1 protein-coding gene is annotated in these 235 nt (G+C 48.1%); it reads right to left on the minus strand.

The features are described 5' to 3' along the window. Nucleotides 1–42: 42 nt before the first annotated feature. A partial coding sequence (locus Ga0451573_RS19575) for a hypothetical protein (protein WP_231685890.1) occupies nt 43–235 on the minus strand: 193 nt, incomplete at its 5' end.

Genomic DNA, 235 nt, shown 5'->3' on the forward strand with positions numbered 1-235 from the left:
CCGGCCGGACGACAGACACCGCCTTCCGGAACACATCCACCCTTAACAAAAACCTGATTTTGTCAACAGGTTAAGCCACTTGATTTTCACAAAGAGTTTTTCATATTTGAGCAAGATAGAAGAAAAAAGGAAGGTTTGCGCTAAGCGCAAACCAAAAATTTTAAGGTGGCAGATATGTTCCGGAAGGATGAGTCTGACGTCAGCCGGCCCACGAGCTGAGCGAGTGGCAAGCCGG

The organism is Phosphitispora fastidiosa (assembly GCF_019008365.1).
Lineage (GTDB): Bacteria > Bacillota > Thermincolia > Thermincolales > UBA2595 > Phosphitispora > Phosphitispora fastidiosa.